The following is a 12,489-nucleotide window of genomic DNA, read 5'->3' as shown; positions in this document are numbered from 1 at the left end:
CACCCCCAACAAACGGAAAGAGAGACGAGAATGACGAAAATCCTGCATATTGTTGCGTCGCCACGGGGCGAAAACTCGCAGTCCTCAAAACTGGCACAGGCCTATCTTGCGGCACGCAAAGCCCATCAACCCGACGTCGAAATAGATGTCATTGATCTTTGGCACGCAGACCTGCCCGAATTCGACGGCGACAAAGCCGCAGCCAAGATGACATTCTTTGGCGTGGGCGAAATGGACGAAGGCGGCCAATCGGCCTGGGACCAGATCGTCGCGATCACCCGGCGTTTTACCGATGCGGACGAATACGTTTTCTCCGTCCCGATGTGGAACTGCGGCGTCCCCTACAAACTGAAACACTACATCGACCTCATCACCCAACCGGGATTGCTGTTTGGCTTTGACCCAGAGGCCGGATACAGCGGCTTGCTGGAAAACAAAGTGGCCCGAGTATTCTACAGCGCGGGCGTCTACGCCCCCGGCGCACCGGCCAAATACGGGGCGGATTTCCACGCGTCCTACCTGTCCTGGTGGCTGAAATTCGTCGGTGTATCCGAAATCTCGGACGTCCGGTTCCAACCCTCGCTTCTGACCGCAGACCCCGACGGCGACCAGAAAGCCGCCGTGCAACGCTCTGTTGCGCTGGCGCATTAACTGCACCTCAAACCCAAGGAGTTTATCATGAAGCATGCACTCAAGAATGCAACTGCGGCTCTGACCACTGTTGCTGCCATCGCCATCGGCGCCCTGAGCGCCGGAAGTGTTCAGGCGGACGAAAACACCAGCCGTGCCTACGACGAGATCGAGTTCATCGAAGGCGCACCAGGTGTCCACTTTGGCCTACTCTGGGGCGATTGGAATACCGGTCCGTTCACCATGATCGTTCGGATTGAAGGCGGGGCCAAAGCCCCCGACCATTACCACGATGCCAACTATGATGCGGTCGCGATACAGGGCTCTTGGGTTCATACCTACACCGACGGGGTTGAGCATGTGGTCACTCCAGGCTCCTACGCCCGCCAGCCCGCGCTTGAAGTCCACGGTGATCGCTGCCGTGGTCCGGAAGACTGCATCATTCTGGTGCAAATGGACGGCCCCAACACATTCGTCGTGGCACAATAGCATTTGGATACCGAACACTCCGAGGGCCGGACGCGCCGTCGGAGTGTTCAAGACATCTGGGCCAACACCTGGTGGACCAGTGACGGGACGGTAGAGGCGAACTGCGGGTTCGAGCGCATGATCGCAACCGAGCGCTGCGCGGCTTCAAGCGTCGCCACATCCTGACCGATTTCAAGCGGAGACTTCTGCCCCGCTTGATCGCTGTCCAGTTGCGCCGCCCCCTTTGCAATGCGCCCCATCTGCAACGCGGGCGTGATGCGGTTTTCACAACGGCACGGGGCTGATCGGGATTGCAGGCTGCAATTTGATTGCAGAAAGCCGCTGACCGTCAATCGGGCGCGCCGCACTCTCTGGCGGTAGGTCCCTGCCGGAATTTCCAGGATCTCACTGGCCTCCGTATCGGTCATCTCGAAGATGTCCCCAAGAATATAGGCCATGCGCAGAGGCCGTGACAGGCACACCAACATGGCCAATGTGCAGCCCACTTTCACCTCCTTCAACGCCAGTTGATGTTCGACCTCCGTCAGTTCGAGATGCGAAGGCCCCCTCTGGCCACGGTTCAGGTCCTCGGCGAAGTCTTCAAAGCTCAGCCGCATCCTCTCGACCCGCCCCAGCCGTGCGGTGTGGGACAGATGGCGGGTCGCCACGCGAAAGGCCCACGCCCCGGCAAGATCCGTGTCACGCACTTCCCCCAGATGGGTGATGATCTTGATCAGAATTTCCTGCGTGGCGTCCTCTGCGTCCTCCCGATGGGCGAGCATCCGCATCGCGAGGTTAAAGACAGGACCTTTCGCAGCGTTCACAAGTGCTTCCAGCGCCGCGCGACTTCCCTGTCGCGCGGCCTCCACTTGCACAGGATCAAAACGGATCATGCAGCAAGAATTCCTTTCAGGTTTTCCAACTCGGTTGCCAAGATCACCTTCTGCGCTTCCAGAGCGCCTTCCAGAGCCTCGAGCGGAACCGGAGGTGCCATCAGCACGAAAGAATAGATGGATTCATCCGCCCCATTCGGGGTGATCCGCGAATAGGCCGTGGCCACGGCCCCGTCAGGAAAGGTCATCAGCCAATCGACACTGCCCGCCTCTCGCGAGGTCACAGTCTGCAACGCGATTGAAACGTCACCATTCGCTGTCACCAGATTAGCGGAATTGGCATCGGCCCGCGAAAACGCGTTGGTCCATTTCGGCAGGTTGGCGGGCTGCGAAATATAGTCGAACGCCCTCTCTGCAGAGACTGTAAGGCCGATGGATTGCACGTCGAAGTTTTTCATTTTGGTCTCCAAGTTTCCCGCCGCGAAAGTGCGACAGATACCTATGAAGAGGCCTCGACGCGCCAAAGTGTTACATAGTGATCCGCTTTTTTATTGTCACCACACCAGGCAACAAGCGATCCATCAGGGGCATGGTCATGCTGCCCACTTCCGGCCAATTCTGAGCCGCAAACGGTCAAGGGCAATCTTTGCCCTCCGGCAAGGCCAAAAAACTGATACGTGGACACCATTCAGACCGACAAGGGAACTGATTGATGACTGAGCACAACATCATGTCACGGCTGGAAAAATCCATGATAACGGCCTTCCTGTCTGGCCAAACCTCGCGGGTTTTCTGGATCAACGGCTGCCAGCAGGCGCAAACCATCACCAGGATGGACATTTCCGCGCCGATGCTCATGTTCCCGATTATCGGGCAAAAGAGGATCATCGCAGATCGTCAAACCTATGGCACACAGGCCGGAGAGGTTCTTTTGCTCCCCAAGGGGATACGATGTGACGTCGAGAACATTCCCGAAGCAGGGCAAAGCCGCTTTATGGGGGCGTCCCTGGTCTTTGATCGGCAGACCTTGGATTTGTTCGACAAAGCGTATTCAGACAGGTTGAAGGACTGGGACTTGACGCCAAAGTGGAAGGCCGGTGGGTCAAACGAGGTTTATTCCTTGATCGCAGACTGGATCACCCACGACCAGAATTACCCCGCGGACCTGACCCAAGCCCGCCACAGGTTGGTCGAAATTCTCCTCATACTGGCGCGGCAAGGTTTGGCTGGAAACCTGCTGTTGTCCCACAGTGAAACCCTGTCTGAACGGATCACCTCTCACTTCAAGACAGATCTTTCACGCGATTGGTCGGTCAAGGATCTGACCAAAACACTTGCCATGAGCGAGCGGACATTGCGCCGTCGTCTGCAATCCGAAAAGACAGGCTTTCGAGAGCTGCTCGAGGATACGCGCCTGAACCAAGGGGTGGAACGTGTCATTTCTTCCGATATGCCAATTGGACAGATCGCCTTTGAATGCGGCTACCAATCGCAATCGAGGTTCGCAGAGCGGTTTCGGCTCCGATTTTCCATGAGCCCGACCGAGCTGCGCGCAACGCAGAAACGTCCGATCGCAGACCTTGTATCACTGGACCGGCACCGCGCGCGCAATTGACCGTTTCAAGCGCAGGCTTGACCATCCGCAGCGCGAAAACCGACCGCACATAGCCCATGTCTTTTCCAGCGTTTCAGGAAAGGAAAGCTATGACTCTCTCACTCAAACCTCTGTTGCTCGCGGGCGCACTGGCCGCGACGCTGCCCGCCCCGGCGATGGCCGATGCCACTATTTCTCTACCAGACGCGGACTTCGCCCCCGAGGGCATTTCACATGACACCTCCGGCAACCTTTATGTCGGCAGTTTGACACAAGGCCGTATTGCAAAGATCTCCCTCAAAACGGGCGAGATTACGGAATTTGCACCCGCTGGCGCGAACGGTTTGGTGACCGTGGTCGGGGTGCATGTCGAGGGGGATCAAACCTTTGCCTGTTCGTCCGATCCGGGCATCGGCGCCCTGACGGGCACGTCGGCTCCTGCGCTCGTCGCCTTCGACACTGAAACCGGCACCCCCACCGGCCGCTACCCGCTGCCGGAGGGCGGCATGTTCTGCAACGACATTACAGCACTCCCCGATGGCACGATCTTGGCCACGGATAGTTTCGTCCCTCGTATCTACGCCCTGAATCCCGGCACAGATCAGCTTGAGGTTTGGCTCGACGATAGCCGCTTTGCGGGCGAAGGGTTCAATCTGAATGGTATCGCCTATGACGACGGGGCCGTTTTTGTCGCGCGCTACAACACCGGCACGCTGCATCAGATCGACCTTGGCGCTCATGGCGAGGCCGGAAAGATCACGGATCTGAAAATGTCGGCAGAAATCCACGGCGCCGACGGTTTGACGGCCCTGGGCGGGCGCAGGTTCCTCATCGTCGAAGGGGGCGGATTGCACGCAGGCGCGCGCGGTGCGCTTTTGGGGGCAACCGTTTCTGAAGGAACGGTCAATCTTAGCACCATCGCGGACGACCTGAACGTGCCCACCACGGCAACCGTGATTGGCAAGATGGCTTACGTCGTTGAAGGCCAGCTTGATCATCTGTTCGACCCGAGCGCCGGCCCCGCCGAACCATACCGCATCCTTGCGATCGAACTGCCTGAAATGTTTCAATAATCACGAAAGGAAAACAACCATGACCGCACATGTTATCGTCATCGCGAAACCCGACCCTGGCAAAGCCGAAGGGGCGAAAAAATACGCCGAGTCAGTTCAGCCCTTGCTGACGGCCGCAGGTGTGGCCCCCAAACTCAAGGGGCCCATTGTCGAGACCTTGGCGGGCAAGAGCAGCCCCGCCACGGCGTTGGTTCTTGAATTCCCGGATCATGTCGCCGCCAAGGCGTTCTTTGAGCAAGAGGCGTATCAAGACCTGATCCCGCTGCGCGATGATAGCTTTCTGCACATGGAAATTCACATTCTGGGGCCGAGCGCCTGAATACGGACTTGGCGCAGTGCAAGCTGCGCCAATCTCCGGCGATCAGACATTGCCCCTCCTCACACGGACTTGACGCGGGTGTGAAGAAAATCTGCTTTCAATTAATAAGAGACTGGTCTATTTTTATTTGAACACCACCGGAGGAATCCAAGATGGCACGCCCCAGAGATCAGAACACACATATGTCGCACCGCGAAAAGCTTCTGGATGTGGGCGAACGCGCCTTTCGCACGACCAGCTTTTCCGAAAGCGGGATCAACGAAATCCTCTCGGAATCAGGTGTTCCGAAAGGGTCGTTCTATCACCACTTCCCCTCCAAAGAGGCCTTTGGGATCGCGGTGGCCGATCGCTACAACGAACGACAGATCGAGGCAGCCAGACTCTGTCTCGAGGATCCGTCGCTCCCGCATATCGACCGCTTGCGCCGCTTTTTCGAACAAGCCCGCAGCGAAATGGCCAGCCGCAAATTCCAGCAGGGATGCCTGATGTGCAATCTCGCGACGGAACTCGCCGATGAACGGCCCGCGTTTCAGGCCGCACTCGATGCGCATTGGTCGGGCATGACCGCCGTGCTGGCCGAGTGTTTGGAGAATATCGACCTGTCCGACATCGGCTTGCAGCATCTCACCCCGGCGCAGGCTGCCGACTGGCTTATGAACGCCTGGAGCGGCGCACTTACGCGCATGAAGGTCCGCGGAAATGACGAACCGCTCGCGCTCTTCATGCAAACAGTTTTCAAAACAAAGGAACGACACCAGTGACATCTTCAAACACAATCCTCATCACCGGCGCCAGCCGCGGCATCGGTCTGCTCGCGGCCAAAACTCTCGCCTCGCGCGGGCATACCGTGTACGCGGGAATGCGCGACGTGACTGAGCGCAACAAAGACGCCGCAGCCGAACTTGCGGCTTTTGCCCAAGGGCGCATCATACCGATCGAGCTCGACGTCACCGATGAGACCGCTTGCACATCCGCAGTTGCAACCATCGAAACAGAGGCTCCGATCGACGTCCTGATCAATAACGCCGGCGTCATGCCCGTAGGCCTGACGGAGGCCTTCACGATGCAGCAAGCCAAAGATCTGTTCGACGTGAATGTCTACGGCATCATGCGGATGACCCGTGCCGTTCTAGGGCATATGCGCTCCAGAAAGTCGGGGCTGATCATCAGCCTGAGCTCCGCGGCAGGGCGCTTTGGGATGCCTTACTTCGGGCTCTACTGCGCCAGCAAATGGGCGATGGAAGCCTATTGTGAATCGCTCCACTATGAACTGGAACCCTTCGGCATCGAGTCGATCCTGGTCGAGCCGAGCGGCCACGGCACCGATCTGGTTACAACGGCCCCAGCACCTGCCGACACCGCGCGTGTCCATGACTATGGGGATCTTGCGCTAGGCCGTGACCGCCTGCTGGGGATGTTCCAGGGCATGTTCGATCAAGGGGACGCGAGCACGGATGCCGGCAATGTCGCAACCCAGATCGCGAACCTTGTAGACATGAGCGGGCCGCGCCCGATCCGTACCCAGATCGGGCAAGACATGGGTGTATCTGCCGTTAACGCGGCCGTATTGCCCATTCAAGCCCAGCTCATCCAAGGCCTGAAACCTGTGTATACGGGAGGCATGTAAATGGCCGACAACAAACCCAAACTGTTCCTGTTCGCAGTGATCCAGGTAAAACCCGAATATTTCAGCGCGGCCAAGGCCGCGCTGGATGAGATCATCCAGCCTACTCTGGAAGAACCAGGTTGCCACGTCTTTTCGGCATTCGTCAGCAAGGATCGCAGCGACACGCTGCATCTGTTTGAATGTTTTGAAAATGAGGACGCGCTGAACGCCCACTATGCGCAGGACTACACGACAAGCGTCTTCAAGAAATACGAGACATGGCTCAGCGCGCCTGTCGAAGTGACCAAGATGTATGCAAGCTCTCAAGTGAGTTGGGAACAGTTCCATGCATGACGTGGCACTGCTCGTAGGGGAATTCTCCGGCACCTGGGGCAATCTGCGTGGACCACCCATTGCGCCTTATGCAATGATGTAAGATCAGGCGCGACCCACCTTAAATGTCCAGTGGAACAGCATTTCAGAGCTTCATTCCAACGAGGTTTTGCATCACAGAAAGCTGAAGTCATCCAACGTCAGATCCGCCGCGCCGACACCTTCGACAAGAATCGTATTGCCGTTGACGCTCATTTGCGCCCCTGCCGCCGTGTCGGTGATGTTCAATGCCATGACAAAACCGACAAGGCCGTTTCCGCCATTATTGATGTTCTCCACGCCCGTGTCCGGGTTCACGATGCGAATAAAGAAGCGGTCAATCTCGTCCTCGAAATCGGTGATCACATCGCTCTCACCTTCAAAAAACGCCGTAAACACGAACTGATCACCGCCGCTGCCACCGGTTAGGATGTCATTGCCGGCGCCCGCGTTGATCGTGTCATTTCCCGCGCCTCCGTCGATGGTGTCGTTACGACCTCCCCCCGCGAGGAAATCGTTGCCATCGCCACCCAAGATGCTGTCATCACCCTCGCCACCACCGACCCGATCATTTCCAGCCCCGGCATCGATCGTATCGCGCCCTGTACCGCCGCCAATGTCATCATCCCCACTGCCAGCGTCGATTATATCGTTGCCAAAGCTGCCTGACATGCTGTCATTGCCATCACCGCCTGAAAGGCTGTCATTCCCGGCACCGCCCGCGACCACATCATTGCCCGCCCCACCGGAAACGGAATCGTCGCCGAACCCTGCCCCGATGATGTCATTGCCATCGTCGCCACGTAGCGTGTCATTACCTTGTCCGCCGCCGATATTGTCATTGCCGGGGCCGCCACTGACCGTGTCGTCACCATCCGCGCCAGCAATCGAGTCGTCGCCATCGCCACCAGACAGCGCGTCGTTCCCATCTTCGCCAAAGACGCCGTCATCACCCTCAAGCCCACTGATCGAATCGTCGCCCCCCTGCCCGATCAACGTGTCGTCACCAGATCCACCGGTAAGTGTGTCATTCCCCGACGTTCCGGTCTCCTGTCGACCGACAGACGGCAAGCTCAACACTTCCGCAAGACTGAGCGTGGCATCCGAAAAGCGGAACTGCTCGATGCCGACGACCGTATCGGTGCCATCAGGCGAGGCAAGCGTGAGAGAGTCGCCGTCTTGCGCAATCCTGACATCGCTCATGGCTGCCGCAAGGATCATCACATCAAAGCCCGCACCCCCAACGAGGCTGTCGTTGCCAAGTCCGCCCTCAAGCGTGTCATTCCCCGCACCTGCGTCGAGGGTGTCATCGCCCAGCCCGCCATTCAGCAGGTCGTCCCCCGCAAGCGCCGTAAGGCGATCCCGCCCGGCCCCACCGAACATCTCGTCGCCTTCAGATGTCCCGGCGACGGTATCATTGCCGTCCCCTCCGATCACGCGCTCGAAACCGGCGAAACTGCCCGATGCGGGAACCGCAACCTCAGCCAAAGCGATCTGAAACGCCGCAAAGCTGCTATCCTCAAGCGAGGGCAGTATCCTCGTCACATCGTCGGCGCTATTGGATTGGCTTGGATTGGCCTCGAACACATCAAGGGGCGTCAGGGACACATCGGCAAAGATGCGCGCTTCTGTGCCATCGCTCTCGGTGACGCCGTCGCCATCCGGGTCAAGGTCTGCCCAGCGTGGGATGCGGTCAGTCAACGTAGCTATATAACTGCCCGTGACGAGGTTCAGGTCGACAGAGCCCGACGCCGTGCCAAAGTCCAGCGTATCGAACCCGGTACCGCCATCAAGGCTCTTTACGCCCAGTCCGACCACGACAGTATCATCCCCGGCCCCTGCGGCGACGGTATCGTCTCCTGTGCCTGTGATGAGAATATCGTCGCCGCCTCCGCCCTCAAGACTGTCCTGCCCCGCACCGCCCGACAGCATGTTGTTCTGCGCATCACCGATCAACCGATCATCCGCGCCGGTGCCGATCACATTCTCAATCGAGATCAGTACATCGGACCCAAAGGTGCCTGTCGCGGTGCCCGTTTCAAGGTTGACCGTCACCGCGCCAAAGCTGTCCGCGATAATCGCGCCGTTCAACCCGCCGGGGCGCGCCCACGCGTAAGACGCGGTGTCATTGCCTGCGCCACCATCGAGCCGGTCATTGCCGCCACCGCCGTGGAGCAAATCCTCATCAGCCCCACCTTCAAGCGTGTCATTGCCTGCGCCGCCATAGAGCTTGTCACGCCCCCCTGCACCGCGCAGCGTGTCGTTTCCTCCACGCCCAAGAATCTGTTCGGACTGGCTACTGCCGTCTACGAGATCGTTGAACTCCGTTGCGATCACCACCTCGAAGTCTTGCAGGGTCATACCGACCTGCTCAGAGTTGTTAACAGGCAGACCGTTGAACGACATGACCGTGCCCGCCGCGAGATCGGCAACGATGCGCGCGTTGAAATTCACGTCAAAGGCAATCGTATCATAGCCTGTGCCACCATCGGCATGGCCACGAAACCGCTCTATCTGCACTAAATCGTTGTCGGCCCCCATGAGGGCCGCGTTGTCAGTGCCGGCATCGTCATAGACTGCGAAATCGTCTCCCGCGCCGCCGCGAAATATCCCGCCGCCGCCAGAATTGAAATTTCCAATATCGTTACCATTGCCAGCATCCACATCGGCAAATCCGTTTTCCCCGTCGAACCGGTCGTTGCCGTCCTGCAACAAGAACACCGCCGTCGCGCTGCCACCGGGGGCATAAATTGCGTGATCGTCAAAGTTCCCCAAGGCAATCTCTTCGACGCCTCTGGGTCGCACCGAAAAGAAGACATCGCGCGCGTTGCGCAAATCCTCGCCCTGCACGGTTGTTTTATGGGCACGCAGTGTGAGGGAGATCGCACTTTCGACGCGGTAGAACCATCGCGCATCCCCCACCCCGTCGAGTTGCAGGCGATCAAAGCCACCGCCACCCTCGACCTGAAGCGCGGTCGCTCCGCCATCGACCTCCTCGATCAGGATTAGATCATCGCCCTCGCCACCGTCTATGTTTTCAGTGCCGCCGGTGCGGATCACGTCATCTCCGCCCGCGCCGTGCAAGAGCCGGGCGCTTGGCGCACCAAACAACGTATCGGCCAGGTCCGATCCCATGAACCCTTCAACACCGTCGGTCGTATCCGTCGCGATCATATTGCCTGCCAGATCAAACCGGGAAATGCGGCCAGTATCTGCATCAATCCGCACCGGGCCGCTGTCTTCGATCCCCTGCATGTAGGTGTTCAGTTGCTGCAAGATCGACGGATCGTCGCTCTGATCGTTGATGTCGAAACGGATCGTATTGGAAGAGCTTGTATAGGACACAACGTCAAACCCGTCGCCACCGATATAGTGATCGCTGACCCCGGCTTGCGCCGCACTACCTGAAATCATCACATCAATGTTGCCCGCCCCGGCATTGATCACATCCGCGCCGCGCCCGCCGATGATGTAATCATCCTCGCCGCCAGCGTCGATCGTGTCATTGCCACCCAGACCCGTGATCACGTCGATCCCATCGCCTGTATAGATCGCGTTGGCGCCTTCGGTGCCGCGGATCTTGTGATCCTGATCCGGAGAGGCAATGACATTTTCCAGGGAACTAAGTGTATCCTGGCCTTGTCCGAATGATGTCCCCGCGATCAGATCTACGGTCAGGCGCGAATTTGCCCCTCGGAGCACCTGAAACGTGTCGATACCGGCACCACCATTGGCCTGATCATCGCCCCGTCCTGGCACGAGCACATCGTTGCCTGTCCCGCCGTTCAACTGATCGTCCAAGGTCGAGCCAAAGATCCTATCATCACCCCCAAGGCCATTCGCCACATGAAATCCGTTCACCGGAGTTCCAGTTGAATTGAGAAAGAGAAGATCATCCTCGGCAAAACCATTTCGGTCGCCGTTCAAGACAGAACCGCCGATAAGCGCGTTGTTCAGTTCCGCTCCAGTAAAGGAAATATCCGTAAACACCACATGGTCGCCATCCTGAAGCGCACTCAGGACGTCGATGCCGGTGTTGACCTCGGTTTGCGGCGCAAGATGGCTTACGATGATATCCCCGGTATCGGGATCACGTGCAAGTTCATACTCGGTGAAACTTGCCCCGAAATAGAACAGATCGTCGCCCGCGCCACCATTAAGCAAGTCAGAGCCGGCCCCGGCGATAAGCACGTCATTGCCGCCGCCGCCCAAGATCGTATCGCTCCCGTCAAGCGCATCAAGTATGTCGTCGTCACTGTCCCCGGTCAGCAGGTTCGCGACATCATTCCCCCAGCCGGTCGGCCCCTGATCGGCATTCCCAGCGACGCCACCAAAAAAGGCGTTCTCCACAGTGTCCAACAAGGGAAGCGTGCCAAGCCCATCAACGATATATTCCAACAGGAAATCCTGAAGGGGCTGAATCAGTTGTTCGAACGCATCCAGCAGGTTGATCGAGGGAATAAGCGCATCAATCACCGCCTCGGTGGCTTCCAGGATGTTGTCGAGGTTCAGGGTTTCAATGACAAAATCAATTACCGGATTAACGATAAGCCCGACCAGAAAATCAACCGCGTTCAACAGCGGCTGAATGGGTGCTAAAAGGCTCTCGGCCACGCTGAGAGGTGCCTTGAGGAAATCAAAGACCTTTGCGATTTCTTCCAGATCGACAATCTCGCCAAGAATGCTGTCAAAGTCGATGTCGACCAAGACAGCAAGAAATGCGTCCACCTCTGCCTTGACGTTGGTGTAGAGGGCCTGGACTCCCTGGATCAGGGCATTACGCGCGGCCATCTGCGCTTCGATTGCCGCATTCAAAGCCGTGTAATCACCGCTCCACGCCTCGGCATCCCGGTTAGCCACCTCTAAGGCGTCTACAAAATTCCCCGTCGCGGCAGAGGCGATTTCCAGTTGTCGGATGCGCAAGGCTAGCGCATCCGTCACGGCGCTGAACGTAAGCGCCGCACCTGTCAGCCCGGTTTCGATTGTCTCGACAAACTGGCCATCTGTTTCGGTCTCTGGTGTGGCCGCGTTATCTTTGCCGCTGATTTCGTCGAACTTGTCGTCGATGCTGTCAACCACCGGTTCGATCCGGTCCAGAACGGTTTTCAGAGCCGTCACCGGCGTCTTGAGCGGCGATACAAACCCGGCAACGGTCAGAAGATTGTTCACCGTAAAGAGAGAGTCGTCGACGCTCTCTGCCGTTTTATCTGCCGTCTTGTATTTCTTCACGCCAAACTGGGCTGTGGATATCAGCCTGCCAATGCGTGACGTCACATCCTGAAGCGCTTGTAATCTAAGAATTGTCTGTTCGGTGCGCGCCTTGTAGGCGTCCAGCTCAAGACCCATGCAAACTATCCCTTTTATCTCAGCGACGATAAAACCTGTCGCGATCGAAATTGTTTTTTGACAAGAACGAAGAAAGTAATATCAAAAAGTATAACAAAATTTGCAAATTCGGGCAAGGATCGGTCCTCTTGGGCCCAGTGTGACCTGTATTCTCGATTATATACATGCCCACGGGCGGCAAGCGGATGTCGCCGCAACCGGACCTGCGCGGCACGCTTGCGGTGGATTGGCGGGGATATTGTCTTTGG

General features: G+C 57.9%; 11 protein-coding genes. 8 read left to right on the top strand and 3 right to left on the bottom strand.

Annotated features, from left to right (window positions below; all coding sequences use genetic code 11):
* Positions 1 to 30 precede the first annotated feature (30 nt).
* Both AACZ65_RS17060 and AACZ65_RS17055 read left to right on the top strand, forming a co-directional pair.
* Complete coding sequence (locus AACZ65_RS17060) at positions 31 to 651, top strand: NAD(P)H-dependent oxidoreductase (RefSeq protein ID WP_297538512.1); 621 nt, start codon at positions 31 to 33, stop codon at positions 649 to 651.
* A 27-nt stretch (positions 652 to 678) separates the two neighbouring features.
* Positions 679 to 1,119, top strand: a complete 441-nt coding sequence (locus AACZ65_RS17055; protein ID WP_297538510.1) for a cupin domain-containing protein — start codon at positions 679 to 681, stop codon at positions 1,117 to 1,119.
* A gap of 47 nt (positions 1,120 to 1,166) precedes the next feature.
* On the opposite strand, the gene AACZ65_RS17050 is transcribed toward AACZ65_RS17055, so the two are convergent.
* Positions 1,167 to 1,991 (bottom strand): RNA polymerase sigma factor, encoded by an 825-nt coding sequence (locus tag AACZ65_RS17050; RefSeq protein WP_339672890.1) that lies wholly within the window; start codon positions 1,989 to 1,991, stop codon positions 1,167 to 1,169.
* Positions 1,988 to 2,389 carry an SRPBCC family protein gene (locus AACZ65_RS17045; RefSeq protein WP_339672888.1) on the bottom strand — a complete coding sequence of 134 codons (402 nt, stop codon included), beginning with the start codon at positions 2,387 to 2,389 and terminating at the stop codon, positions 1,988 to 1,990. Before AACZ65_RS17045 ends, AACZ65_RS17050 begins: the two co-directional genes overlap by 4 nt.
* Positions 2,390 to 2,643: 254 nt before the next feature.
* Here AACZ65_RS17045 and AACZ65_RS17040 point away from each other — a divergent pair, with 254 nt between their 5' ends.
* From AACZ65_RS17040 to AACZ65_RS17015, 6 genes are all read left to right on the top strand, one after another.
* Positions 2,644 to 3,546, top strand: a complete 903-nt coding sequence (locus tag AACZ65_RS17040) for a helix-turn-helix transcriptional regulator (protein ID WP_339672886.1) — start codon at positions 2,644 to 2,646, stop codon at positions 3,544 to 3,546.
* 89 nt (positions 3,547 to 3,635) lie between these two features.
* Positions 3,636 to 4,598 carry a hypothetical protein gene (locus tag AACZ65_RS17035; RefSeq protein WP_339672884.1) on the top strand — a complete coding sequence of 321 codons (963 nt, stop codon included), beginning with the start codon at positions 3,636 to 3,638 and terminating at the stop codon, positions 4,596 to 4,598.
* Between the two features lie 19 nt (positions 4,599 to 4,617).
* A complete protein-coding gene (locus tag AACZ65_RS17030; protein WP_339672882.1) occupies positions 4,618 to 4,917 on the top strand; it encodes a DUF1330 domain-containing protein in 300 nt (99 codons plus the stop codon).
* Between the two features lie 152 nt (positions 4,918 to 5,069).
* On the top strand, positions 5,070 to 5,678 hold the full coding sequence (locus AACZ65_RS17025; protein WP_339672880.1) for a TetR/AcrR family transcriptional regulator: 609 nt from the start codon (positions 5,070 to 5,072) through the stop codon (positions 5,676 to 5,678).
* Positions 5,675 to 6,544: an SDR family oxidoreductase gene (locus tag AACZ65_RS17020; protein WP_339672878.1), complete on the top strand. Its 870-nt coding sequence runs from the start codon at positions 5,675 to 5,677 to the stop codon at positions 6,542 to 6,544. Before AACZ65_RS17025 ends, AACZ65_RS17020 begins: the two co-directional genes overlap by 4 nt.
* Positions 6,545 to 6,877: a putative quinol monooxygenase gene (locus AACZ65_RS17015; RefSeq protein WP_339672876.1), complete on the top strand. Its 333-nt coding sequence runs from the start codon at positions 6,545 to 6,547 to the stop codon at positions 6,875 to 6,877.
* 153 nt (positions 6,878 to 7,030) lie between these two features.
* Here AACZ65_RS17015 and AACZ65_RS17010 read toward each other — a convergent pair whose 3' ends face one another.
* Complete coding sequence (locus AACZ65_RS17010; RefSeq protein WP_339672875.1) at positions 7,031 to 12,241, bottom strand: calcium-binding protein; 5,211 nt, start codon at positions 12,239 to 12,241, stop codon at positions 7,031 to 7,033.
* Positions 12,242 to 12,489: the final 248 nt, after the last annotated feature.

Source organism: uncultured Roseovarius sp., from assembly GCF_963972555.1.
GTDB lineage: Bacteria > Pseudomonadota > Alphaproteobacteria > Rhodobacterales > Rhodobacteraceae > Roseovarius > Roseovarius mucosus.
This window is presented reverse-complemented; position numbering and strand designations above follow the sequence as displayed.

What these genes read in the sequence shown, in the direction of transcription:
- AACZ65_RS17060 (WP_297538512.1), top strand. Translation starts at nt 31, where the DNA reads ATGACGAAAATCCTGCATATTGTTGCGTCGCCACGGGGCGAAAACTCG.
- AACZ65_RS17055 (WP_297538510.1), top strand. Translation starts at nt 679, where the DNA reads ATGAAGCATGCACTCAAGAATGCAACTGCGGCTCTGACCACTGTTGCT.
- AACZ65_RS17050 (WP_339672890.1), bottom strand. Translation starts at nt 1,991, where the DNA reads ATGATCCGTTTTGATCCTGTGCAAGTGGAGGCCGCGCGACAGGGAAGT.
- AACZ65_RS17045 (WP_339672888.1), bottom strand. Translation starts at nt 2,389, where the DNA reads ATGAAAAACTTCGACGTGCAATCCATCGGCCTTACAGTCTCTGCAGAG.
- AACZ65_RS17040 (WP_339672886.1), top strand. Translation starts at nt 2,644, where the DNA reads ATGACTGAGCACAACATCATGTCACGGCTGGAAAAATCCATGATAACG.
- AACZ65_RS17035 (WP_339672884.1), top strand. Translation starts at nt 3,636, where the DNA reads ATGACTCTCTCACTCAAACCTCTGTTGCTCGCGGGCGCACTGGCCGCG.
- AACZ65_RS17030 (WP_339672882.1), top strand. Translation starts at nt 4,618, where the DNA reads ATGACCGCACATGTTATCGTCATCGCGAAACCCGACCCTGGCAAAGCC.
- AACZ65_RS17025 (WP_339672880.1), top strand. Translation starts at nt 5,070, where the DNA reads ATGGCACGCCCCAGAGATCAGAACACACATATGTCGCACCGCGAAAAG.
- AACZ65_RS17015 (WP_339672876.1), top strand. Translation starts at nt 6,545, where the DNA reads ATGGCCGACAACAAACCCAAACTGTTCCTGTTCGCAGTGATCCAGGTA.
- AACZ65_RS17010 (WP_339672875.1), bottom strand. Translation starts at nt 12,241, where the DNA reads ATGGGTCTTGAGCTGGACGCCTACAAGGCGCGCACCGAACAGACAATT.